General features: G+C 69.1%; 20 protein-coding genes and 1 other RNA gene. 8 read left to right on the plus strand and 13 right to left on the minus strand.

The genetic code is table 11. The features are described 5' to 3' along the window. Positions 1-7: 7 nt before the first annotated feature. From FHR90_RS04860 to ssrA, 3 genes are all read right to left on the minus strand, one after another. Complete coding sequence (locus FHR90_RS04860) at positions 8-1,681, minus strand: fumarate hydratase (protein WP_176623619.1); 1,674 nt, start codon at positions 1,679-1,681, stop codon at positions 8-10. A gap of 14 nt (positions 1,682-1,695) precedes the next feature. Continuing rightward, the gene (locus tag FHR90_RS04865) at positions 1,696-2,232 is read right to left on the minus strand and encodes an SspB family protein (protein ID WP_176623617.1); all 537 of its coding nucleotides are present in this window, start codon (positions 2,230-2,232) and stop codon (positions 1,696-1,698) included. Between the two features lie 88 nt (positions 2,233-2,320). Further along, positions 2,321-2,641: a transfer-messenger RNA gene (ssrA, locus tag FHR90_RS04870) on the minus strand. Between the two features lie 23 nt (positions 2,642-2,664). Here ssrA and thyX point away from each other — a divergent pair. Genes thyX through FHR90_RS04885 form a run of 3 tightly spaced genes read left to right on the plus strand, consistent with a single transcriptional unit; the run spans position 2,665 to position 4,363 of the window. Then, complete coding sequence (thyX, locus tag FHR90_RS04875; RefSeq protein WP_176623615.1) at positions 2,665-3,591, plus strand: FAD-dependent thymidylate synthase; 927 nt, start codon at positions 2,665-2,667, stop codon at positions 3,589-3,591. Positions 3,592-3,593: 2 nt separating this feature from the next. Then, entirely contained in the window at positions 3,594-4,205 is a 612-nt protein-coding gene (locus tag FHR90_RS04880) for a flavin reductase (protein WP_266152838.1), read from the plus strand. After that, positions 4,202-4,363, plus strand: coding sequence for a hypothetical protein (locus tag FHR90_RS04885; RefSeq protein WP_176626066.1), 162 nt, complete (start codon positions 4,202-4,204; stop codon positions 4,361-4,363). The genes FHR90_RS04880 and FHR90_RS04885 overlap by 4 nt, the downstream gene beginning before the upstream one ends. 156 nt (positions 4,364-4,519) lie before the next feature. Here the strand turns inward: FHR90_RS04885 and FHR90_RS04890 are convergent, their stop codons facing one another. The 5 genes from FHR90_RS04890 to FHR90_RS04910 form a co-directional block, all read right to left on the minus strand. After that, a complete protein-coding gene (locus tag FHR90_RS04890) occupies positions 4,520-6,121 on the minus strand; it encodes an alginate export family protein (protein WP_176626064.1) in 1,602 nt (533 codons plus the stop codon). 85 nt (positions 6,122-6,206) lie between these two features. Continuing rightward, positions 6,207-7,646: an amidohydrolase family protein gene (locus FHR90_RS04895; RefSeq protein ID WP_183274862.1), complete on the minus strand. Its 1,440-nt coding sequence runs from the start codon at positions 7,644-7,646 to the stop codon at positions 6,207-6,209. Between the two features lie 86 nt (positions 7,647-7,732). Continuing rightward, positions 7,733-9,193 carry a SulP family inorganic anion transporter gene (locus FHR90_RS04900; protein WP_176622501.1) on the minus strand — a complete coding sequence of 487 codons (1,461 nt, stop codon included), beginning with the start codon at positions 9,191-9,193 and terminating at the stop codon, positions 7,733-7,735. 179 nt (positions 9,194-9,372) lie between these two features. Further along, positions 9,373-11,313, minus strand: a complete 1,941-nt coding sequence (locus FHR90_RS04905; RefSeq protein ID WP_176622497.1) for a S53 family peptidase — start codon at positions 11,311-11,313, stop codon at positions 9,373-9,375. 106 nt (positions 11,314-11,419) lie between these two features. Continuing rightward, the gene (locus tag FHR90_RS04910; RefSeq protein WP_176622495.1) at positions 11,420-11,965 is read right to left on the minus strand and encodes a lytic transglycosylase domain-containing protein; all 546 of its coding nucleotides are present in this window, start codon (positions 11,963-11,965) and stop codon (positions 11,420-11,422) included. A 107-nt stretch (positions 11,966-12,072) separates the two neighbouring features. Here FHR90_RS04910 and gspG point away from each other — a divergent pair, with 107 nt between their 5' ends. After that, on the plus strand, positions 12,073-12,543 hold the full coding sequence (gene gspG / locus FHR90_RS04915) for a type II secretion system major pseudopilin GspG (protein ID WP_176622493.1): 471 nt from the start codon (positions 12,073-12,075) through the stop codon (positions 12,541-12,543). Positions 12,544-12,706: 163 nt separating this feature from the next. Beyond that, positions 12,707-14,767 (plus strand): NAD(+) synthase, encoded by a 2,061-nt coding sequence (locus FHR90_RS04920; RefSeq protein WP_176622491.1) that lies wholly within the window; start codon positions 12,707-12,709, stop codon positions 14,765-14,767. Between the two features lie 108 nt (positions 14,768-14,875). Here the strand turns inward: FHR90_RS04920 and FHR90_RS04925 are convergent, their stop codons facing one another. Next, positions 14,876-15,901: an aspartate-semialdehyde dehydrogenase gene (locus FHR90_RS04925; RefSeq protein ID WP_176622489.1), complete on the minus strand. Its 1,026-nt coding sequence runs from the start codon at positions 15,899-15,901 to the stop codon at positions 14,876-14,878. 149 nt (positions 15,902-16,050) lie between these two features. Here FHR90_RS04925 and zwf point away from each other — a divergent pair, with 149 nt between their 5' ends. Further along, complete coding sequence (gene zwf / locus FHR90_RS04930; protein WP_183274863.1) at positions 16,051-17,640, plus strand: glucose-6-phosphate dehydrogenase; 1,590 nt, start codon at positions 16,051-16,053, stop codon at positions 17,638-17,640. 3 nt (positions 17,641-17,643) lie between these two features. On the opposite strand, the gene FHR90_RS04935 is transcribed toward zwf, so the two are convergent. After that, complete coding sequence (locus FHR90_RS04935) at positions 17,644-18,072, minus strand: winged helix-turn-helix transcriptional regulator (RefSeq protein WP_176625677.1); 429 nt, start codon at positions 18,070-18,072, stop codon at positions 17,644-17,646. A 110-nt stretch (positions 18,073-18,182) separates the two neighbouring features. On the opposite strand from FHR90_RS04935, the gene FHR90_RS04940 reads away from it, so the two are divergent. After that, positions 18,183-18,938 carry an SDR family oxidoreductase gene (locus tag FHR90_RS04940; RefSeq protein ID WP_176625678.1) on the plus strand — a complete coding sequence of 252 codons (756 nt, stop codon included), beginning with the start codon at positions 18,183-18,185 and terminating at the stop codon, positions 18,936-18,938. 2 nt (positions 18,939-18,940) lie between these two features. On the opposite strand, the gene FHR90_RS04945 is transcribed toward FHR90_RS04940, so the two are convergent. Next, entirely contained in the window at positions 18,941-19,576 is a 636-nt protein-coding gene (locus FHR90_RS04945) for a 2OG-Fe(II) oxygenase (RefSeq protein WP_176625679.1), read from the minus strand. Between the two features lie 170 nt (positions 19,577-19,746). Further along, positions 19,747-20,085, minus strand: a complete 339-nt coding sequence (locus tag FHR90_RS04950) for a hypothetical protein (protein ID WP_183274864.1) — start codon at positions 20,083-20,085, stop codon at positions 19,747-19,749. A gap of 154 nt (positions 20,086-20,239) precedes the next feature. On the opposite strand from FHR90_RS04950, the gene zapE reads away from it, so the two are divergent. Further along, positions 20,240-21,394 carry a cell division protein ZapE gene (gene zapE, locus FHR90_RS04955; RefSeq protein WP_183274865.1) on the plus strand — a complete coding sequence of 385 codons (1,155 nt, stop codon included), beginning with the start codon at positions 20,240-20,242 and terminating at the stop codon, positions 21,392-21,394. On the opposite strand, the gene FHR90_RS04960 is transcribed toward zapE, so the two are convergent. Beyond that, on the minus strand, positions 21,328-23,661 hold the full coding sequence (locus FHR90_RS04960; protein WP_176625439.1) for an ABC transporter permease: 2,334 nt from the start codon (positions 23,659-23,661) through the stop codon (positions 21,328-21,330). The two genes, zapE and FHR90_RS04960, sit on opposite strands and share 67 nt — an antisense overlap. Between the last annotated feature and the right edge of the window lie 5 nt (positions 23,662-23,666).

A 23,666-nucleotide genomic window follows, 5' to 3' on the forward strand; every position in this document is an offset into this window, starting at 1 on the left:
CAGTCCCTCAGGTCAGTCCGTCGTAGAAATCATTGCCCTTGTCGTCGATGACGATGAAGGCAGGGAAATTCTCGACCTCGATCTTCCATACCGCCTCCATGCCGAGCTCGGGATATTCGAGCACGGAGACCTCGCGGATGCAGTCCTGGGCGAGGCGCGCGGCCGGGCCGCCGACCGAGCCGAGATAGAAGCCGCCATAGGTCTTGCACGCATCCTTCACCGCGCGCGCGCGGTTGCCCTTGGCGAGCATCACGAACGAGCCGCCATGGGCCTGCAGCTCGGCGACATAGGAGTCCATCCGCCCCGCCGTGGTGGGGCCGAAACTCCCGGTCGGCATGCCTTCGGGGGTCTTCGCGGGGCCGGCGTAATAGACCGGATGATTGCGCAGATAGTCCGGCACACCCTCGCCCGCGTCGAGCCGCTGCTTGAACCTGGCATGCGCGATGTCGCGCGCGACCACCATGGTGCCGGTCAGCGCCAGCCGGGTGCCGACGCCATATTGCGAGAGCTGGGCGCGGATTTCGTCCATCGGCCGGTTGAGATCGACGGCGATCGTCTGCCCGCCGAGGCTCTCGTCGAAGGTCTCCGGCAGGAAGCGGGCCGGATCGTGTTCGAGCTCCTCGAGAAAGACGCCCTCGGGGGTGATCTTCGCCTTGATCTGCCGGTCCGCGCTGCACGACACGCCCAGCCCCACGGGCAGGCTCGCGCCATGGCGCGGCAGACGCACGATGCGCACGTCGTGGCAGAAATACTTGCCGCCGAATTGGGCGCCGATGCCGAGATTCTGCGTCAGCCTGTGGACCTTGGCCTCGAGATCGACGTCGCGGAACGCGTGGCCGGTGGGCGAGCCCTGGGTCGGCAGGCTGTCGAGCCAGCGCGTGGAGGCGAGCTTGACCGTCTTGAGCGTGGTCTCGGCCGAGGTGCCGCCGATGACGATGGCCAGGTGATAGGGCGGGCAGGCGGAGGTGCCGAGCGTGCGGATCTTGCCCGCCAGCCAGTCGAGCAGCTTCTCCTCCGAGGCGAGCAGCGCGCGGGTTTCCTGATACAGGAAGGTCTTGTTGGCCGAACCGCCGCCCTTGGCGACGAACATCAGCTTGAACTCGTCGGCATGCCCGTCATCGCCGGGGCTGGCCATGATGTCGAACTGCACCGGCAGGTTGGTGCCGGTATTGACCTCGTCGAACATGTTCAGCGGCGCCATCTGCGAGTAGCGCAGATTGGTCTCGGTGTAGGTGCGATACACCCCGTAGGACAGCGCCTCCTCCTCGTCGCCCTCGACCCAGACCCGCTGGCCCTTCTTGCCGAACACGATCGCGGTCCCGGTGTCCTGGCACATCGGCAGCTTGCCGCCGGCGGCGATGCAGGCGTTCTTGAGCAGATCCAGTGCGACGAAGCGGTCGTTCGAGCTCGCCTCCGGGTCCTCGAGGATGCGGCGGAGCTGGGCGAGATGACCCGGCCGCAGCAGATGGGCGACGTCATGGAATGCCTGCGCCGCCAGCTCGCTCAGCGCCTCCGGCCGGATGCTCAGCACCGTCCGGCCCTCGACCTCGATGGTGCGGATACCGTCGATCGCGAGCTTGCGCCAGGGCGTGTCGTCCTCGCCGAGCGGCAGCAGCGGACTGTAGACGAACGGCTTCGGCGCAGGCGAGGCGGCCGGGGCGGGGCGGGTGAGGACGTTCATCGCGGGCACGCTCCTTACTGGTCGCGGCGCCGGAAGGCGTCGAGACTGATGACCTGCGGGGTGGTGTCCGGCGCATCCGGCGTCTCGGCCGGGGCCTCGGGCGCGGCAGGCTCCGCCACGGGCTCGGGTGCCGCATCGGCCGCGGGCTCGATGCGCAGTCCGAACTGCACCTCGGGATCGGCAAACGCGGTGATGGCGGCGAACGGGATCACCAGCGTGGTCGGCACGCCACCGAACGACAGCCCCACGCTGACCAGCCTCGCCTCGCGGTCGACGGACAGGTCCCAGAACTGGTGCTGGAGCACGATCGTCATCTCGGCGGGGTATTGCGCCCGCAGCCGCTGCGGCATCGCCACGCCGGGGTGATCGGTGCGGAACGTCAGATAGAAATGGTGCCCGCCCGGCAGCCCGCCAGTGGCGGCATGTTCGAGCGCGCGCAGCATGATCTCCCGATTGGCGACGCGATACGCGTCCTCGATCCACCCGCCATAGGGCAGCAGGGAGTTGGCGAACGTCCCCTGGGCCTCGTTGTGCGGCGTGTCGTCTTCCATCGGTCCTCCGGCCTGCGTGCCCCCGATCGTCTCCGTCCCGGCGGCGATCATCATCGGGCGGAACGGCGGCGAACGGAAGGGGCGTCAAAGTGGGGGGCTTCTGTTGCCCGGTGCCCCCCGAACCGCGCTTGCCTAAGTCAATTAGGCAGCGAGCGCCATAGCGTTGTTGTCGTTGGCACTTGTGATTTGACCCGATGACGGCGGTATCATGCCGGGCAAAAGGCAGGTCTTTACCACGCGTGTCGAAACTGTTTCGCCCCCATCGCCCGGTCAACTCCGGGAGAAATGGTGGAGGCGCCGGGCACTGCCCCCGGGTCCACAACGCTTATTCCAACTGCCGCTTATCACCATAGTCTCGGTTGCCCTCGACCCTTTCCATATAGGCTTTCGCGGGGCTGACGCCAAGCGGTGCCGGTGCTAGTGGCTCAAGACATGACGTTGAGCCCCGAACAGACCGCCGAGATCGAGTCGCTGCGCGCCGAGAGCCGGCCCACCCTGCGCGCCACCGTGCCGGCTCTCGAGGCGATGCTGCACACCGCCCTGCCGGTGCTCGATCACGGTTTCGTGCGGGTGATCGACTACATGGGCGACGACGCCGCCATCGTGCAGGCGGCGCGGGTCTCCTACGGGCGCGGCACCCGCAAGGTGAGCGAGGATACCGGGCTGATCCGCTACCTGATGCGGCACCGGCACTCCACGCCGTTCGAGATGTGCGAGATCAAGTATCACATCAAGCTGCCGATCTTCGTCGCCCGCCAGTGGATCCGCCACCGCACCGCCAACGTCAACGAATACTCCGCCCGCTACTCGATCCTCGACCGCGAGTTCTACCTGCCTGCCCCCCAGCACCTCGCCGCGCAGTCGAGCTCCAACCGGCAGGGGCGGGGCGAGGTGCTGGAGGGCGACCAGGCCGAGGCCGTGCTCGACCTGCTGCGCCAGGACGCGGTGCGCTGCTACGACCACTACGCCGAGATGATCAACGAGGGCGAGGGCGCCGACCCCTCCCGTCCGGGTCTGGCGCGCGAGCTGGCGCGGATGAACCTCACGCTCAACACCTACACCCAGTGGTACTGGAAGGCGGACCTGCACAACCTGCTGCACTTCCTCGCCCTGCGCATCGATCCGCACGCCCAGTACGAGATCCGCGTCTACGCCGAGGCGATGCTTCAGACCGTGCGCGCCTGGGTGCCGGCGGCCTGCGCGGCCTTCGAGGACTACCGCGTCGGCGCCTTCACCCTGTCGGCGACGATGCTGTCGGTGGTGCGCCGGATGCTGGCCGGCGAGACCGTCGAGCAGGCGGCGAGCGGGCTGTCGAAGCGCGAGTTCGCCGAACTGATGACCACGCTGGGCTGGGCCTGACCGTGTACAGCTACGACCCCGGCGCCGGCCACGGGCTGGCGCATGACCCGCTCAAGACCATCATCGGGCCGCGGCCGATCGGCTGGATCGGCACGCGCTCGGCCCAGGGCGTGCGCAATCTCGCCCCCTACAGCTTCTTCAACGTGGTCAACGACACCCCGCCGGTGCTGATGTTCTGCTCGTCGGGCTACAAGGACAGCGTCGCCAATATCGAGGCGACCGGCTGTTTCACCTGGAGCCTCGTCACCCGCGATCTCGCCGTGGCGATGAACGCCACCTCCGCACCCGTGCCGGCCGCGATCGACGAGTTCGAGCTCGCCGGCCTCGCGGCCCGCCCCGGCGAGGTGGTGGCGGCGGATTGCGTGGCGGACGCCGCGGTGGCGATGGAATGCCGCATGATCTCGGTGCAGCGCCTGCACGACGCGAGCGGCCGCCCGCTCGACGGCTGGCTGACGCTGGGCGAGGTGGTGCGGGTGCATATCGACCCGGCCTGCTTGGTCGAGGGCGGCTTCGTGCTGCCGCCGGGCCGCGAACCGGTGCTGCGCGGCGGCGGCCCGGCCGCCTACTACGCGCCCGACGCGCGCGTGCGCTTCGAGATGACGCGGCCGCAATGAGCCGCGCGCCGCGCCCGCCCGGTCACCAGCCGAGCCTGATCCCGTGGCTGTGGGTCTGCGCGGGGCTCGTCGTGGTGCTGGTGGTGGTGCAGTACGTGCTGCCGCATCACGCCGCCGGCAACATCGCCTGCCAGCTCGGCGACCACAGCCGCTGCTGACGTCCGTGACAGCCTCGGAGCCTGTCTCGGACTGTGTCCGGAATGGTCAGATGGCGTGCGTCTGCGAGCATCGCAGCGGAGCGGCCGTTTGGGCCGTGAGCAGCGAAGCACAGCAAACGCGCGTCAGATGGCCGTTCCGGGCGCAGTCCGCAGCGCTCAGAAGCGCAGCCCCAGCGTGGACTGATAATAGAACCCGTCCTGAGCGCCGGCGCGGCGCAATGAGCTCGACAGCAGCACGCCGGCGATGTCGTGCGTCCAGGTCAGATGCCGTGAGAAGCGGATGGCGAAGTTGGCCTGCGGGATGGTGCCGACATAGCCGCCGCTGAACGGGCGCGGGAAGCTGTAGACCCGGCCCGGGCCATAGACCGCGTCGTCGGTCGAGGCGCGCCAGAAGAACGGCAGCCGCAGCCGCAGCAGCGTGTTCGACAGCGGTGTGACCTCGAAGGTGGGCGTGACGTCGACCAGGTTCTGCGGTGCGAGATAGGTGGTGGTATCGAGATAGTTGGTCTGCGGGTTGTAGGGCGCGAGATAGGTGCCGGTGGAGCCATACCGGTCATGCGCGTTGCCGCCGGAATAGAGGTCGGACTGCACGCCCAGCAGCGGCCGTCCATAGATGCCGGCGAAGCGGTAGCCGACGAAGCCGTTGGCGGCATAGGCATGCACCCGGCGCGAGATCGACGAGGCCGGGATGTTGATCTGCCCGCCCTGGAACAGCCCGCCGAGCGAGAACTCGACCAGCCCGGCGCGGCCCCACAGCCGCCCGCCGAGATTGTCGCGATGGGTGGTGTTGGTGCGCGTGCCCGACGCACTCGCCACCGTGGCATTCGCCCCGCCCACCACATAGCCGAGCCAGAAACTGTCGAAAAACACCTGCCCCGGCGCACCGAGAAACCTGAATTTCGGGAGCGCATAGGAGGTGACCGCGCCGAACAGCCGGTTGGTCCAGTTCTCGGTGTCGTGGAACATCGCCGGCGGGTTGATGTTGGTCTGCACGAAATCGAACCCGTCGATGCGGAACCGCGGCCAGATCGCGTAGGCCCGCACGCCGTTCCACGACAGCGGCACGTTCGGCGTCTCGCGGGCGAACAGGACATAGTTCGGCGCATCGAGAAACTGCTGGCGGCCGACCATCAGCCCGGTCCGCGCCCCGGCCAGCCTCGCACGGAACTCGGCAAACAGCTGCTGCACGTCGAGGCGGGTGCGATACGTCGCATTATAGCCGTAATAGTTCCAGCCGAACGCATCGCCGTTGATCAGCTCGCCGTAGACCCGCAGATGCTCCCCGAGATGCAGATCCGCACCCAACAGGTTGCGCAGCGCCATCCGGCCGGAGTGATGCGGCGCCTGGCGGCCGAGGAACGGTCGGCTCTCGTACCAGTTGCGCAGCCGGCTCTCGCCGTTCAGCGTCAGATAGATGTCGCCGTCGCGGTCCAGCGGGATGAATTTCAGCGCATCGAGCGGATCGTCGCGCCGCCTGCGATCGCGCAGCGCCGACCAGTCTTCCGCCCAGCGCGAGGTGCCCCAGCGCGAGACCGGCCCGAACCCGGCCGGCGAGCCGTCGAGCTGGTCGAACACCCCCCAAGGCCCGGCATGGTTCGACAGCACCGGTTTCTGCGGCGTGGTGCGGGTCTGCGGCAGGGCCGAGAACGGGCCGAGGGTCTGCAAGGTCGGCGAGGCACGCTGGGCGCGGGCCTGCGGGCCGGCGGCCAGCGCGACGAGACCGGCAAGAACGAGCGCGGAGCGTTGGTGGAAAAACAATTCAACACCCCGGAGTGTGTATTAACAGAAACTCCACCTATCCGGGATTATTTTCATCGTCAATCGTAACGCGACCGGATTTTTCTCACCTGCCCCCGACCACGCGGCAGCTCGGCTCGTCGCGCGGCACCCCGTTGAACGCCAGCGGGTAGAGCCCCGCCTCCTGCGCGAAGGCGACCAGCGCTGCCGGCGGCTCGGCGCCGGGCTCGCTGCACAGCGCCTTGTCCGCGCCCGCCACCGGCACGGCGGCGCAGCCCGTCCGCATCTGCCGCAGCAACGCCGCATCGCCATAAAGCGGCCGCCCGCCGCGCAGCACCAGCAGCGTCGAGCGGGGTGTCGACAGCACCGCCGCGGTGACCGCCGCCTGGCCCGCCGGCCGGTCGAACAGCACCAGATCGGCGAGATGGCCGGGAGCGATGCTGCCGAGCCAGGCCTCGGTCCGCGTCGCGCGGGCCGCATTGCGCGTCGCCATCAGCCACAGCATCCGGTCGGAGATCTGCCCGCCGAGCTGCGCGCGGCTGTAGCTGCGCGCACAGGCCAGCTCCCGGTTCATGTCCATCGAGCCGGTCGGCAGCCAGTCGGCGCCGAGGGCCACGTTGATACCCAGCCGCAGGGCGGTGGCGATGTCGATCGTCGCGCCATACAGCGCGAGATTGCTGCGCGGCGACCACACCAGCGAGGCGTGCCGCTCTGCCACCAGCGCGAGGTCCGCCGGGCTGAGGCCGACCGCATGGATCAGCGTCGCCTGTGGCAGCAGCCAGTCCTGGCTCGGGCCGCCGCCATCGGGATGGCGGACGGGGTCGAAGCGCGTCGAGCTTTCGCAGCGGAACTCGTTCTCCGCCGCCGCATCGCGCCCCTCGGCGACATGGGCGAGGAAGGCGCTGCTCGCGGCGACCTCGGCGCGCGAGGTCGGGTGCGGCCCGTAATCGCAGTCGCCGACCCGCTCGATGCCGCCCAGATCGTCGAGCGGAAAGATCGTGTAGGTGACGGGCCGGATCGGCAGCCCCTCGAGCCCGTCGGCGAAGTCCAGATTGCGCGTCAGCCCCGGCGCCATCGCACCACCCACGATCGCGGTGGTGCCACCGGCGAGGAAGCGCAGCTCCCCCCAGCCGACGACGCGCGGATCGTGCGTGGGGCCGAACGTCTCCAGCCGCGTGTGCCCGTGCGTCCCGAAACGCCACTCATGCCGGTGCGCGTAGCGCTCGCCGCGATCGGGCAGGGGCGGGACATGGGCATAGGCGATATGGTCGTGCGGGTTGATGAAGCCCGGCGAGAGCACGGCGCCGTCGCAGTCCAGCACCGCCGCCCCCGGTGCGCGGCAATGCCCGACGCAGGTGATCGTCCCGCCCGCATCGACGCGCACCTCGCCGTGCTCCAGGACCTTGTCGGGCGCCAGCACCGTCGCGCGCACCAGCAGCCCGGCCTCGGGCGCTCCGGGACGGTAGCGGCAGGATGCGGCTGCGGCCTCGCCGTCCGCGACCAGGAGTCCTGCCAGCCCCAGCAGCAGTCTGATCCAGCCACGCACCGCAAATACCTCCCCGGCCACCGTGATGACAGCGTGAGGTCGAAACGCTCCCGGATCAATATCCGATGTGACGCAGACGGGCGTGCTCAGCCGCCGACGGTCTGCCGGACCAGCGCGCCGGAGGGTTCGTTGAGATTGCGCAGTTCCACCGCGACGCCATGCCGGCGCAGCCGCTCGATCACCGAATTCAGCGTGCCGGCGGCGGTGATGTCCCAGACATGGGCGTCGGTGAGGTCGATGATCACCCGCCCGCCCGCGCGTTCGAGTGCTGCGGCGCGGAACTTCTCGGCGAACAGGTCCGACGAGGCGAACAGGACCGGCCCGTGCACGGCGAACACGCGCGCATCGCCTTCGTCGCGTTCCTCCACCCGCATCAGCCGCGCGGCGCGGAAGGCGAAATTCAGCCCGCTGAGCAGCACGCCGACCCCCACCCCGATCGCGAGATCGGACGTCGCCACCACCACCGCGACGGTGGCCAGCATCACGAAACTGGAGAGCTGCGGATGGCGGGTGAGGTCGCGCAGGCTGCTCCACTGGAAGGTGGAGACCGACACCATCAGCATGATTGCCACCAGGGCAGCGACCGGCACGCGGGCCACCCATGGCCGCAGCACCACCATGCAGATCAGCAGGAACACGCCGGCGGTCAGGGTGGAGACGCGCGAGCGCCCGCCATAGCGCAGGTTGCCCACCGTCTGGCCGATCATGCCGCAGCCGGCGATGCCCCCGAACGCGCCGGCGGCGAGATTGGCCAGTCCCAGCCCGGCGGTCTCGCGGCGCTTGTCGGAATCGGTGTCTGTCTCGTCGTCGACCACCCCGGCCGTCATCAGCGATTCCAGCATGCCGACCGTGGCCATCGCCAGCGCATAGGGAAACACGATGCCGAGCGTTGCCAGATCGAACGGCACGGCGGGGATGTGCAGCGCGGGCAGGCTGTCGGGCAGCCGGCCGAGATCGCCCACGGTGTGCAGCGGCATCGGCACCACCGCGGCGATTGCGCCGAGCACCACGATGGCGATCAGCGGCGAGGGGATCGCGCGCGTCAGCCGCGGCAGCAGATACACGATGACCAGCCCGAGCCCGATCATCAGGTCGTTGGCCAGCCCGAACTGCGGGCCATGGCCGAGGATCTGCGGCAGCTGCGCCGAGAAGATCAGGATGGCGAGCGCGTTGACGAAGCCGGTCCGCACCGAGCGCGACACGAAGCGCATCAGCACGTCCAGATGCAGCAGCCCGAACAGCACCTGCAGCAGACCGCACAGCAGCGTCGCGGCGAGCAGGTACTCGATGCCGTGCGCGCGTACCAGCGGAGCGGCGACGAGGGCCACCGAGCCGGCCGCGCCAGAGATCATCGCCGGCCGCCCGCCGGCGAACGCGATCACCAGCCCGATCAGGAACGACGCATACAGCCCCACCGCCGGGTCCACCCCGGCGACATAGGAAAACGCGATCACCTCGGGGATCAGCGCGAACGTGCCGACCATGCCGGCGAGAATGTCGCGACGGAGTCCGGACAGGTCGGTGAACCACTCATCGCGCGCGAACATGCGCAAGCGGGGGGTGAGGGACGGCATCTCAAGCTCCCGGAACCAGCAGATGTTGCAGCGCAACACGGCCGCACAGACATAGAGCATTGAGCCCGCCCCGCAACCCGTCCGCCGCATGTGAAACGGGGCGGCACCCGGATGGATGCCGCCCCGCCTGTCTCAGCCTGTCCCGCCCGGAGTTACGGATTGGTCGCGGTGCGCGGCGTGCCGGCTACCTGCGCGTTGGGCACGCCCACCAGGCGGTAGACGATCGGGGTGCCGATCCCGGTGGTGTGATTGTAGCCCACCGAGTAGCTGCTGTTCGCCTCCACGCCGTTATAGCCCTGGATCCCATGATGCAGGAACGCCACCGCCGCGCTCTCGCCGCCCGGCGTGTACTGCTGCATGGCGCTGAAGGTGTAGAGCCAGGCGTTGATGTTGCCCAGGCGGCCGTAATGCTCGATGCCCAGGGCGATCGCCGACGCGCCTTCCGGCGAGGCGACGGAGGTGCCGATCAGGCCGTAGAACTTGCCGCCGATCGCCACCGCGACGGCGCTGCGCTGCGTGTTGCCATTGCCGTTGATCGGCTGGTTGCCGCCATTGCACGGCGTCACCGAGATGCTGCCCGGGCAGCCGCCGACCATCATGCCGATATCCGGCACGGCGCGGAAGGTCTCGCTGCCGGAGTAGGCCACGGTCTGGTAGACAGGGCGCGGAAAGATGGTGCTGACGCCGCCGCCTGCGCCCCAGTAGCCGCCCGACACGGTCGCGCCGAGGCCATACACGTCATACGGCTTGAGCGGATCGCTCCAGGCGTTCTCGCCGACATAGGTGCTGTCGTACGACCCCTTGGTGTAGGAGGTCACCAGGTTGGTGCCGCCCACCGCGGTCACGTTCGGATCGGCGGCCGGGACCGACACGCCGGCCTGGAAGGTGCCGGCCTGGCCGTTGAGCACATAGCTCTTGGACGGGCATTCGAGCCCGGCATTGTCGCCCGACGAGGCCATGAAGGTCTGGCCCTGGGCATTGCCCTGCATGTACAGCTCGTCCTCGATCTGCAGCAGGTAGGTGTAGTCGGTGCCGGAATTGTAATCGGCGGTATAATACAGCTCGCAGCCGCCGAAGGACGAGCTGATCACGTCGGCCTCGTTGTCGTCGACGATCTGCTGGTAGCCGGCGATGATGCTGTCATCCGACAGGTCGGGGATGTTGTACAGCTCGACATGCGCGCCCGGCGCGCCGGTGATCGCCATCTGCACGTCGAGCGAGGATTCGTCGAACGCGCCACAGGCCTGCGGCGCGCCGGTCACCGCACAGCCGCCATTGACGGCGATGTGCTTGTAGAGCGTCGGGTTCGGCTTGCCGGTCACGGTCGACCAGCCCTCGTGGTTGAACATCGCCGCGACGTCGGAATCGAGCGCATCGCTCGACATCAGCAGCGCGATGGTGGTGCCGGTGCCGTCGAGAAGCTGGGTCGCGCCGCTGGGCGTGGTGACCGTGGTGCCATAGGCCGGATACTGGTACGCCTGCTTGAGGTCGTTGTACCAATAGGTGCCGGTGGCGCTGTTGCGGTTGGTCGGGTCGATCTCGCCGACATTGCGCGCCATGGTGTGCGCTTCATGCGGATGCTGGCTGAACGAGACCACCATGCCGCCGGCGGCGGTGATCGAGGCGGGCAGGGTGATGGCGCGGGCGGCGACGGTGTGACGCATGCCGCTCGGCAGCTGCGCGGTGACCAGCTTGGTCGCCAGCACCTTGTTGACGTCGGCGGCCGAGCCGCTGACATGCAGCGCGCGGGTGTGCAGGTCGACGCTCAGGCCGCGGGCGCGCAGTTCCGTCGCGATGCGCAGCATCTGGAGCTTGCTCGGGCCGAAGCGTTCGGCGAACTGCGCCGGGGTCAGCCATTTGTGGAACTGCGGCGAGCCGGGATTCTGCTGGGCGGCGAGCAGCGCGCTCAGATCGGCCTTGTTGCGCAGCGGCAGGAACACGTCGAACGACACCTTCGAGGTGTCGGCCACCGCCGGCGCCATGTTGGCGGCGAGCTGGGCCTTGATGGTCGGGATGGCATGGGCGGGGGCGGCGGCAAGCGCCGCGACGCCGATGGCAGCGAGGGCCGTGGTGACGAGACAACCTTTACGCATGCTCTAACTCCGTCTTGGGACACGCTCCTCGTGCCTCAGGCGCGGGAGTTTGTCTCAAGACCGGAATGAGTAAAATCCCGAAACGGGTGTCCGGATGAAAAAAAACTCATCCGTCGCGCCCTGCGGACGAATCGGAGCCCGTGGAGACCGCAGGTTGCCTCGAATGTCGGCGGACCACATCCCCGGGCACGGCACGTGCGCCTGTTTTCGCGGCAATCCGCTGCGTCGGCGTCATCTGTCGCGCACCCGCCCCGGCCGCGCGCGGCCGCGCCGCCCCGGGATTGAACATCACCATCGCCGCGTTGAGCACCAGCAGCCGGTACGAGCTGTTCAGCCACGGCGTATGGGAATGATAGTTCCCGATCGCGCGCATCAGGTCGCCGCTGGTCTCGTCGAGATAGGTACGCATGATCAGCCCCGAGGCGGCGATGTTGAAGCACGCATCGTCGCGCAGGCGCCGATAGGTCTCCGCTTCGCTCATCGCCGTGCGCCGCGCGATCGGCTGCACCCAGCGGGTGTTGATCTGCATCACGCCGAGATCGCGCGTGCCGTCCGGGTCGGCGATCGCATCGCCCACCGCGCCGCCCTCGACGCTGTGGATCGCCGGCAGCACACGCGGCGGCAGGCGGTAGAACGCGGCCGTGCGCACCATGCACTCCATATAAGGTATGGTCGGCGGCACCGGCACGCGAACGCTCTCCTCCAAGCCTGCATCGCCGGGCGCTCGACAAGCCCGGCGGGGCTGTCTACCACATCGCCATGACGCTGCGCCAATCGCCCGCCCCGCCTCGCACGCCCCCCGACACCCCGCTTCACCGCGACGAGCGCGGCTTCACCCTGCTCGAGCTGCTGGTGGTGATCGCCATTCTCGGCCTGCTGGTCGCCCTCGTCGCCCCCGCCGCCCTGCGCCAGCTCGGCGGCGCGCGGGTGTCGGTGGCGAAACAGTCGGTGGCCCAGCTCGGCACCGTGCTCGACCTCTACAAGCTCGATGTCGGCTCCTACCCCTCGAGCGAGGACGGTCTGAAGGCGCTGGTCGAGAAGCCCGGCGACGCCGAAGGCTGGGCCGGCCCCTACACCAAGGACAGCCGCGTCCCGCTCGATCCGTGGAATCACCCCTATCTCTACGCCAACCCCTCCACGCGCCCCAACCACGAGTACGACCTGTGCTCCGGCGGCCCGAAGAACATCCAGGGCAGCCCCGGCCAGGACGGCATGATCTGCAACCCGTGACGGTCCATCGCGGAATGCACGTGGAACGGCCATCTGGCGCGCGTCCACTGCGCTTCGCTGCTCACGACCCGTCAGGTCGCTCCGCTGCGATGCTCGCGGACACACGTCATCTGACCCTCCCACGCACATTCCGCGACGGACCGCGAAGCGGGGCGGCGTCACCGTGACACCCGTGCCCGACCCGACCCGCTTCCACGACCTCTACGCGCAGGGCTTCCTGCGCGTCGCCGCCTGCACCGCGCCGGTCGTGCTCGCCGATCCGCACGCCAACGCCCGCGCGGTGATCGAACAGGCCACCGAGTGTGCCGCCGACGGGGTGGGCCTCGCGGTGTTCCCCGAACTCGGCCTGGTCGGCTACACCATTTCCGACCTGCTGCTGCAGCAGAGCCTGCTCGACACCACCGAGCAGGCGCTGGCCGATCTCGCCGCCGCCAGCGCCTCGCTGCTGCCGGTGCTCGTGGTCGGCGCCCCGCTGCGTCAGGGCGGCGCGCTCTACAACTGCGCGGTGGTGATCCATCGCGGCCGCATCCTCGGCGCGGTGCCGAAATCCTACCGGCCGAACTACCGCGAGTTCTACGAGGCCCGGACCTCCGCCTCAGGCATCGGCCTCGCCGGCCAGACCATCGCCATTGCCGGCGACACCGTGCCGTTCGGCACCGACCTGCTATTCGCCGCCACCGACCTGCGCGACTTCGTCCTGCATGTGGAGATCTGCGAGGATCTGTGGGTGGCACAGCCGCCCTCGGGTGCCGGCGCGCTCGCCGGCGCGACGGTGCTGGCCAACCCCTCCGCCAGCCCGATCACCATCGGCCGCGCCGACACCCGCACCCTGCTGTGCCGCGCGCAGTCCTCGCGCTGCCTCGCGGCCTATGTCTACGCCGCCGCCGGCGAGGGCGAATCCACCACCGACCTCGCCTGGGACGGGCAGGTCGGCATCTACGAGGCCGGCGACATCCTCGCCGAGAGCGGGCGCTTCCCCACCGGCCCCTCGCGCGCCACCGCCGATATCGACCTGATGCGCCTGGCCCAGGAACGCTTGCGCATGACCACCTTCATCGAGAACGCGCGCGCCACCCCGCCGGCCGCCCCCTTCCGGCGCATCGGCTTCACCCTCGACCCGCCGATCGCCGATCTCGGCCTGCGCCGCCCGCTCGAGCGCTTCCCATTCGTGCCGTCCGACCCCGCACGCCTCGCGTCCGACTGCTACGAGGCCTACGCCATCCAGGTCAGCGGCCTGGTGCAGCGCCTGCGTGCGACGGCCACGAAACGGGTGGTGATCGGCATCTCCGGCGGCCTTGATTCCACCCAGGCGCTGATCGTCGCCGCCCGCGCCTTCGACCGGCTCGGCCTGCCGCGCTCGGACATCCTCGCCTGGACCATGCCCGGCTTCGCCACCTCGGGCGAGACGAAGGCCAATGCCTGGGCGCTGATGGACGCCCTCGGCGTGCGCGCGGCCGAGCTCGACATCCGCCCGAGTGCCGAGCTGATGCTGCGCATGATCGACCACCCGGCCGGCAGCGGTGCCCCGGTCTACGACACCACCTTCGAGAACGTGCAGGCCGGCCTGCGCACCGACTACCTGTTCCGCCTCGCCAACCACCACCAGGCGCTGGTGCTCGGCACCGGCGACCTCTCCGAGATCGCGCTCGGCTGGTCCACCTACGGCGTCGGCGACCACATGTCGCACTACAACGTCAATTCCGGCGTGCCCAAGACACTCATCCAGCATCTGATCCGCTGGGTGGCGGAGGGCGACCTCTACAGCCCGGAGGTGGGCGACATCCTGCGCCGGATCCTCGCCACCGAGATCAGCCCCGAGCTGGTGCCGGCCGGCGCGGACGGTGCCGTGCAGAGCACCGAGGCGAAGATCGGCCCCTACGCCTTGCAGGACTTCACCCTGTTCCACGTGCTGCGCCACGGCTTCGGCCCGGCGCGCATCGCCTTCCTCGCCGAACACGCCTGGTCCGACCCCGCGGCCGGACGCTGGCCACAGGGCATCGCGCCCGACGCGCGGCGCGGCTACGACCTCGCCGAGATCCGCCACTGGCTGGGCGTGTTCGTCGAGCGCTATTTCGGTTTCAGCCAGTTCAAGCGCTCGGCGATGCCCAACGGCCCCAAGGTGAGCCATGGCGGGTCGCTCTCGCCCCGCGGCGACTGGCGCGCCCCCTCCGACGGCAACGCCGCGCTGTGGCGGGCGGAGCTGGCGGCGATCCCCGAGTCCTGACATCCGGCATCGGCCCGCACTCCCACCCGGCCACCCATTTCAGCAGACTGTCGTGGGGGGCCGGGTGGGGGTGCGGGCCGGTGCCGGATGTCTCACACAGCCGCCGCCTCAGGCGGCGGCGAGCAGCTTGCGCGCCACCAGCGTCTCGGCGATCTGCACCGCGTTGAGTGCCGCCCCCTTGCGCAGATTGTCCGACACGCACCAGAACGCCAGCCCGTTCGGCACGGTGGGATCGATGCGCAGCCGAGACACGAAGCTCGCATCCTCGCCCACGCAGTCGATATTGGTGATGTAGCCGCCATCCTCGCGGCTGTCGTGCAGCACCACGCCCGGCGCCGAACGCAGCCGCTTGCGCGCCGTCTCCAGATCCACCTCGCGCTCGAACTCCGCCACCACCGCCTCCGCATGGCCCACGAACACCGGCACCCGCACGCAGGTGGCGATCACCGCCACATCGGGGTCGAGGATCTTGCGGGTCTCCACCGCCATCTTCCACTCCTCCTTGGTCGCGCCGTCGTTCATGAACATGTCGATATGCGGGATGCAGTTGAAGGCGATCGGCTTGGTGAACTGCTGCGGCGTCACCGGATCGTTGACGAAGCTCGCCTTGGTCTGGGCATAGAGCTCGTCCATGCCCTCCTTGCCCGCGCCCGACGTCGCCTGATAGGTCGACACCACCACGCGCTTGAGCCCGAACGCCTCGTGCAGCGGCTTGAGGGCCACCACCATCTGGATCGTCGAGCAGTTCGGGTTGGCGATGATCCGCCTCCGGCCGATCTTGCCCAGCGCGCCCGGATTGACCTCCGGCACCACCAGCGGCACGTCGGGGTCCATGCGGAACTGCGAGGTATTGTCGATCACGATCGCGCCCGCCGCCCCCGCGCGCGGCGCATGGACCGCCGAGACCGACGCCCCGGGGCTGAACAGCGCGATGTCGGTGCCGGCGAAGTCGAACGTCTCGAGGTTGCGCACCTTGAGCACCCGCTCGCCGAAACTCACCTCCTGGCCGGCCGAGCGCGGCGAGGCCAGCGCGGTGATCTCGCGGATGGGAAAGTCGCGCTGCACCAGCGTGCGCAGCATCTCGCGCCCGACCGCCCCGGTCGCACCCACCACAGCCACGTTGTAACCCGTCATCGATCCTGATCCCGAAAGCTGATCCCCGCCGCAGGGGAACAAAGTTGCTAATCCATGCTGCCCCGCCCGACAAGCGGACACGCTCGCCAATCCCGCAGGGGAGTCATGCGTTCTCTCACGCGACAGAAATGAGCAGGGAGTTCTCCTTCATGGCCGACGACGTCAAACCGGCTGCCACCAGCGACGGCGCGGTCGCGACCCAGGACCATGGGCAGCATACCGCCCAGCCGGCCGGCAAGACGCCCGCGCCCCCCGGCACGCTGGTCATCTTCGGCGCCCATGGCGACCTCACCAAGCGCCTGCTCACCCCCTCGCTTTACAACCTGACCGGCGCCGGCCTGCTCGATCCTGATTTCAAGGTGATCGGCGTCGACCGCGTCGACGCCGACGACGCTGCATGGCGCAAGGAATTGTCCGACACCATGCAGGAGTTCACCAAGGACCCGCATGCCGAGTTCTACACCCCGAAGATCAACGAGGAGTGGTGGGGCTCGCTGTCCAACCGGATGAGCTATTTCAAGGCCGATTTCACCGATGTCGAGCAGCTCAAGGCACTGGGCGAAAAGATCGGTGACGGCAACGCGGTGTTCTATCTCGCCGTCGCCGCCCGCTTCTTCGCCACCGTGGCCGAGAATCTCTCCAAGGCCGGCCTGACCAGGGCGCCCGAGGGCAAGTACCGCCGCCTCGTGGTCGAGAAGCCCTTCGGCGCCGATCTCGACAGCTCCAAGAAGCTCAACGCCCAGTTGCTGAGCGTGCTCGACGAGAGCCAGATCTACCGGATCGACCATTTCCTCGGCAAGGAAACGGTGCAGAACATCCTCGCATCGCGCTTCTCCAACATCACCGTCGAGCCGCTGTGGAACCGCTTCTACATCGACCATGTCGAGATCACCGCCGCCGAGACGGTCGGTGTCGAACAGCGTGGCGCCTTCTACGAGCCCACCGGCGCGCTACGCGACATGGTGCCCAACCATCTGTTCCAGCTGCTGGCGATGGTGGCGATGGAACCACCGAGCTCGTTCTCGGCCGAAGCGGTGCGTTCCGCCAAGGAAGCGCTCTACGAATCCATCCGCCCCTGCACCAAGGACGACGCGGTGCGCGGCCAGTACACGGCCGGCCGTGTGCATGACAGGGACGTCACCGGCTATCGCCAGTCCAACGGCGTCGCCCCCACCTCCAACACCGAGACCTATGTCGCGCTGCGCCTGCACATCGACAACTGGCGCTGGTCGGGGGTGCCGTTCTACCTGCGCACCGGCAAGTGCATGACCGACCGCCTCACCGAGGTGGTGGTGCAGTTCAAGCGCGCCCCGATCTCGATCTTCCGCGACGAGCCGGTCGACGAGCTGCCGCCCAACCAGCTCATCCTCAACATCCAGCCCGAACAGGGCATGACGATGCGGCTGAACGCCAAGATCCCCGGTGCGGCGATGGACCTCGCCCCCGTCGAGATGAAGTTCCGCTACGAGGACGCCTTCAACCTCACCCCCAATGTCGGCTACGAGACGCTGATCTACGACTGCCTGATCGGCGACGCGACGCTGTTCCAGCGCGCCGACAACATCGACGCCGCCTGGGCGGTGGTCGACCCGGTGCTCAAGGCCTGGGAAGCCGACCCCTCCGGCCCCGAACTCTACGAGGCCGGCTCCGCCGGCCCCGCCGGCGCCGACCGCCTGCTCGCGGCCGACGGCCGCGCCTGGGCGCCGCTCGTCAACCGCACCCCCGACAAGGTCGGCTGAGCCTCAGGCGCGGGCGCGAGCATCATACGCCGCCCGCGCCGCCTCCACCCGGGCGAGATTGTCCTCGACCCAGATCCACACCCCGCAGAACGCCGCCCCCAGCCCGTGCCCCAGCGCGGTCAGCCGATATTCCACCTTCGGCGGCACCACCGCATGGACGGTGCGCTCCAGCATCCCGTCGCGCTCCATCTGCCGCAGCGTCTGGGTGAGCATCTTCTGGCTGATCCCCGGCACTGCCCGTGCGAGCTGCGTGAAGCGCAGCACCTCGTGCGCGTCGAGCGCCTCCAGCACCAGCATCGTCCACTTGTCCGCCACCCGGCCGATCAGCTCGTTGACCATCGCCTCGACCCTCGGGTCGGCATCCTTCGCCGACGACGCGCGCACATGGCGCCTCGCCCGCTCGAGATCGGCCTCGCTCATCCTGATGACCATCGTCGGCTCCACACTCTCCCGCGGGTAAGTATAAATCTTTCCGGTGCCTTCTTTCGAGCTGGATGCGACGGCGTATCTCCACGCCAGGACCAACCCTTCGAGGATCACCCATGCGACCCGACGGCAACACCATCCTGATCACCGGCGGCGGCTCCGGCATCGGCGCCGCCCTCGCGCAGGCCTTCGCCGACGCCGGCAACCACGTCATCGTCGCCGGCCGCCGGCAGGCCGCGCTGGATGCGGTCATCGAGGGCCGGCCGAACATGTCGGCCATCGCCTTCGACATCGACGACCCGGCCTCCATCCGCGCCTTCGCCGCCCGCGTGACCGCCGAGCATCCCACCCTCAACGTGCTGGTCAACAATGCCGGCATTATGCGCAGCGAGGCGATCGACCGCCCGCGCGATCTCTCCGACGCGGAAGCCACCATCACCACCAACCTGCTCGGCCCGATCCGTCTGACCGACGTCCTGATCGGCCATCTGGCCACCCGGCCCGACGCCGCCATCGTCAACGTCACTTCCGGCCTCGCCTTCGTGCCGTTCCCCACCGCACCCACCTACAGCGCCACCAAGGCGGCGCTGCATTCCTACACGGTGGTGCTGCGCGAACAGCTCCGCGGCCGCGTCGAGGTGATCGAGCTCGCGCCCCCCGGCGTGCAGACCGACCTCACCCCCGGCCAGTCCACCCGTGCAGGCTACATGCCACTGCCCGACTTCATCTCCGAGACGATCGCCCTGTTCGCCCAGACCCCGACGCCCGCCGAGATCCTGGTCGAACGCGTCAGGCCCCTGCGCTTCGCCGAGGCGAACGGCTCCTTCGATGACGTGTTCGCGATGCTGGGGAAGGTGGCGGGGAGGGGGTGAGTTCAGGCCGCCGAGACGAACTTCTTGACGAACGCCGACAGGTGATGCCGCCGCATCTCGTGGCGTGCCTTCGCACTGTCGGCCATGTAGTTGAGCTGGATCGTGTAGCGCTGGCCGACGAACTGGCGGTGTCCATGCCAGGTGTCCGGCCCGTTCGGGAAGATCAGCAGCGTGCCGTTCACCGGCGGCACCTCGACGGCGTAGTCCTCCAGATCGTCAGGGCCGCGCAGCAGCCGCAGACAGCCCTCCTGCCGGCTCCACGCCTCCGTCAGCGGGTTCAGATACAGCAGGATCGTCACCAGCTTGGCCACCGAATCGGTGTGGATCTTGCCGTCCTGCTCGCGCGTGCGGCCGCGCAGCGTCAGCATGGTCGGCGCGTCGCCCAGATCGAGGCCGAACTTCTCCGACACGATCGCCTTCAGCCGCGGACCCTGCAGCGCCTCGACCAGCGCCTTCGCGCTCGGCCCGAGACGCAGCGATCCGGGCGGAAACGATCCACCCGACGACATCGGCGGCAGATCCCGCGTCACCTCCGGCAGTGATTCGGGGGCGACGAAGCGCTCGATCACCACATGGCGGAACGGTTCGCTGGCGACGGGGGCTGCTTCCAGCGCGGCATAATCGAGAACCGGGGGCATGCGGCAATGGCCTTCACAAACGATGCGGATTGCGATCTAGGCCCCCGCCGTCACGCTCCGCAAGCCCGCTCTCCGCATGGCCGATCCGCCACCCGAGCTGGTCAAAACCCCAATGATCGGAATGGTTTGCGCTGGATCAATCGCGCCAGACCGCTGCCTATGACAGCGGCTCAGCCCCGCCAGACGTGATGCGGCTTGACCAGGCTCATCGTCGACAGGAAATGCGGGCACGCACTCACCGCGGCCATCCCGAGCCGATCGCGCTGCGGATTGGCCCGATCCGGCGCCCAGGCAGCCTTGAGCTGCTGCGGCATCGCCGAACAGTGCCGGCTGTCGAACAGCGCATGGTGCCCGGTCCCGTCAGCCCTGGCTTCCGGCTCGGCCTGCACCGGAGCCGTCTGTCCGCCCGTCTGTCCGATCGTCGCGCCGGCAGCCACCCTCGGCGCCACCTCGAGCGCGAGCGTGCCCACGCCGGCCAGCAAGGCGGCCTGCAGGATTATGACGATCATGTGGCGAAAATGAGCCATCATGTCCTGCGAACGAATGACGGACGGCAAAGGCTGCACGCTCGCAAATGGTTGATCGCCGCCGCCCGCCGGCCCTCGCCGGGCGCCACATCTTGCGGTGTTGCCGTGCCGCGCCGGCACCGGTAGTGCTCAGCACGTGTCCCAGCCCGATCTCTCCCCGCTCGCGGTCTATCAGGCCCGTGTCGCCTCCGGCGCGCTCAGCCCCGATGACGGACAGCTCGCCGCCATCACCCGGCTCGACCGGCTCTGGCACGAGCTTGCCGCCCATGCCGTCGCCGCCCGCGCCGGCCGGCTCAGCCGCCTTCTGCGCCGCGCCCCGCCACCGCCGAAGGGCGTCTACCTGGTCGGCGAGGTCGGACGCGGCAAGTCGATGCTGATGGACCTGTTCTTCGAGCACGCCCCCGTCGCACCCCGCCAACGCCTGCATTTCCACGCCTTCATGCAGGACATGCACGCCCGCCTGCACGCCGCCAAGCGCGCGAACCCCGACCTCGCCGACCCGATCCCCCCGCTCGCCGACCACGTCGCCGGACAGGCCCGGCTGCTGTGCTTCGACGAGTTCCAGATCAACGATATCGCCGACGCGATGCTGCTCGGCCGGCTGTTCGAGGCCCTGTTCGCCCGCGGCGTGGTGATGGTCGCCACTTCCAACACCCGCCCCGAGAATCTCTTCCAGGACCAGCCCGGCGGCGAGGCGTTCCGCCCCTTCATCGCCATCATTCGCGCCCATGCCGACACCATCACCCTCGGCGGCGCCATCGACTACCGGCGCGCCTTCGCCCGCACCGCGAAGGTCTGGCTCACCCCCGACGACGCTCAGGCCACCGCCGCCCTCGACGCCGCCTTCGCCCGGCTGACCGGCGGTGCCGCCCCCCATCCCGACAGCCTGAGCGTCAACGGCCGCGCGCTGCCGATCCCCGCCGCCGCGGGCCGCACCGCCCGCTTCGACTTCAAGGCCCTGTGTGCCGCCAATCTCGGCCCCGGCGACTACCTCGCCATCGCGCGCGCTTACGACAGCGTGCTGATCGACCACATCCCCCCGCTCGATGCCGACAGCCACGACGTCGCGCGCCGCTTCATCACCCTGATCGACGCGCTCTACGAGGCCAGGACCATGCTCGTCGCCTCCGCCTCCGCCGAGCCGGACCGGCTGTTCGTCGCGGGACGCGGTGCCAAGGCCTTCGAGCGCACCGCCTCCCGGCTTCAGGAAATGCAGAGCCCCGACTACCTCGAACGCGGCGTCGCCCTCCATGAAGGCCCGCACCAGCGCCAGCCGGCCAGCGCGCCATAGATCAGGGCGAGCACGATCATCGTCAGCGTGTAGGGGGCGATCTCGGCCAGGCTCGCCCCCGCCCCGTTGATCTCGACGAAGGCCGGTATCGCCACCGTCGACGGGATCGGCCAGGCCAGTGCGACCAGCCAGCCGGGCATGGCGAAATGCGGGATCGCCAGCCCGCCGAGAAAGAACAGCGGCACCGAGGTCCCGGCCAGGATGTAGACCGCCCGGTCATGCCGGTCGAACAGGCTGCCGACCAGCAGGCCGAGCCCCGAGACCGCGGCCGCGAACCAGCCACCGAGAAACGCAGCACCTGCGATGTTGCCGCCGCGCGGGAAATCCTGGAACCACAGCACGAAGCCCCAGTAGAACGCGTTGGTGCAGAACCCCACCACGGTCAGGGCCGTCCACAGCCCGAGGAAATGCGGCCAGCTCATCTTCCAGCCCGGTCGCCCCCGACGCCGGCGTCCCGCCCAGGCCTCGCGCCGGAACCCGGCCAGCGTCGCGGTGCCGAACAGCAGCGTCTGCTGCAGGATGATCGACATCACCCCCGGTACGGCGTAGCTGCCATAGCCGTTGGTGGTGTTGAACATCGGCAGCGTAGTGACGGCGAAGGCCTGTCCCGTCGTCCCATCCGCGCGCGGCAGCGTCATGCCCAGAACGTCCTGTGCCGTCTGCCGGATCGCCGGCGGCAGCGCGCTCGTGACCGCCCCACCGACGAACGACGCCCGCGTCGGGTAGCCGCCATCGGTCGACAGCGCCAGGCCCGGCGCGTCGAGCCGCCCCAGCCGGCGGCTGAAATCCGGCGGAATGTCCAGCAGCGCCATGACCCGGCCCGCCGCCAGCCAGCGCGTAGCCTCCACCGGATCGCCGCTGATCCGCGTCACCGCCACCGCCTCGGTCGCGTCCAGATGCCGGATCAGCTCGCGCGAGAAACGGTCATGCTCCTGGTCCAGCACGCCGACCGGCAGGTCGTGCGCCGTCTGCCCGACATAGGCCGACGGGTAATAGAACGCGTAGAGCGCGACCGACAGCAGGAACAGCGAGAACAGCGGCTTCGAGCGCACCATCGACGCCACCGTATCGACATAGCTCCGCCAGAACCCGGTATCGTTGAGGGCCGCCGGCGGCACCTTCTCTTCCTTGCCGGGCTTGCGCGACCGCCACCGCAGCAGCGGGGCGGCCACCAGCAGCGGGATCACCGCGTAGCCCGCCAGCAGGGCGAAATCGCCCAGGTTCGCTGCAAGCGGCATCCCGAGCGTCCATTGTCCGTTCTGGATGCGGATGTAGTGGCTCAGCGGTATCGCGCTGCTCACCCACTGCGCGAACAGCGGACCATGCACCAGCGGCAGCGTGGCATTCGAGAACGCGATCGACGACCCGGCATAGACGGTGGACGCCGAATACGCCGAATCCGGATCGCCGGCCGCACCCACCAGCAACGCCGCGATCGAACATGTCGCGACCATCAGCAGCGCCTCCGCCGCCACGATCTCGATCACGCTGCCGACCGGATGAAACCCCCGCACCGCCCCCAGCCAGACCGTCCACACCATCAGCCACAGCGTGAAGATCACCACCGTCGGTGCGAGGCGCGCCACCAGCAGCGCCCAGGGACTGGCCATCCCCCAGGGTTGGGGCCGCTTCTCCAGCATTTCGCGCGACACCGCTCCGATCGCCGCACAGCTCGCCAGCAGCAGCAGCACCCCCGGCACGATCAGGCTGCCGAGAAACAGCTCCAGGCTGAGCTGCGGATTGCCGACAAAACTGACCTGCACCTGCGGCGCCGCCGGCCGATGCCCCGACAGCGCCGCCCCCACCTCCTCGGGCAGCCCGAGCAGCCGCGGCGCGAACGCCTTGAGCCTGTCGCCAAGCGCCGCCGTGATCTTGCGCCCCGCCAGGCTGGCCGCCGTGTAGAAGCTCGCGTTCTCGTAGATCAGCACGGCGTCGGGCGTCCGTGCCCGCGCCCGCCGCTCGAAATCCGGCGGCAGATACACCACGGCATACAGATCCGCCCGCCGCAGCCGCGCCCAGGCCTGTTCCAGATTGCCGGAACTCATCTCGACCGACAGATCGCTGCTCGCCGCAAGCGCCCTCAGCACCGACCGGCCCAGCGCCGAATGGCTGTCATCGACCAGACCCACCGGCGTATGCCGGATGGTGCCGCCGATCAGCATCGCCCCCATCGTCACCATCGCCAGCGGCGGCAGCACCAGCATCAGCACCAGCTCCCAGGGCCGGCGAAGAATCGTGGCGACCTCGTCGCACAGGGCGCGGATCATGCGGG

It is taken from the genome of Endobacter medicaginis, from assembly GCF_014192375.1.
Taxonomy (GTDB): Bacteria; Pseudomonadota; Alphaproteobacteria; order Acetobacterales; family Acetobacteraceae; genus Endobacter; species Endobacter medicaginis.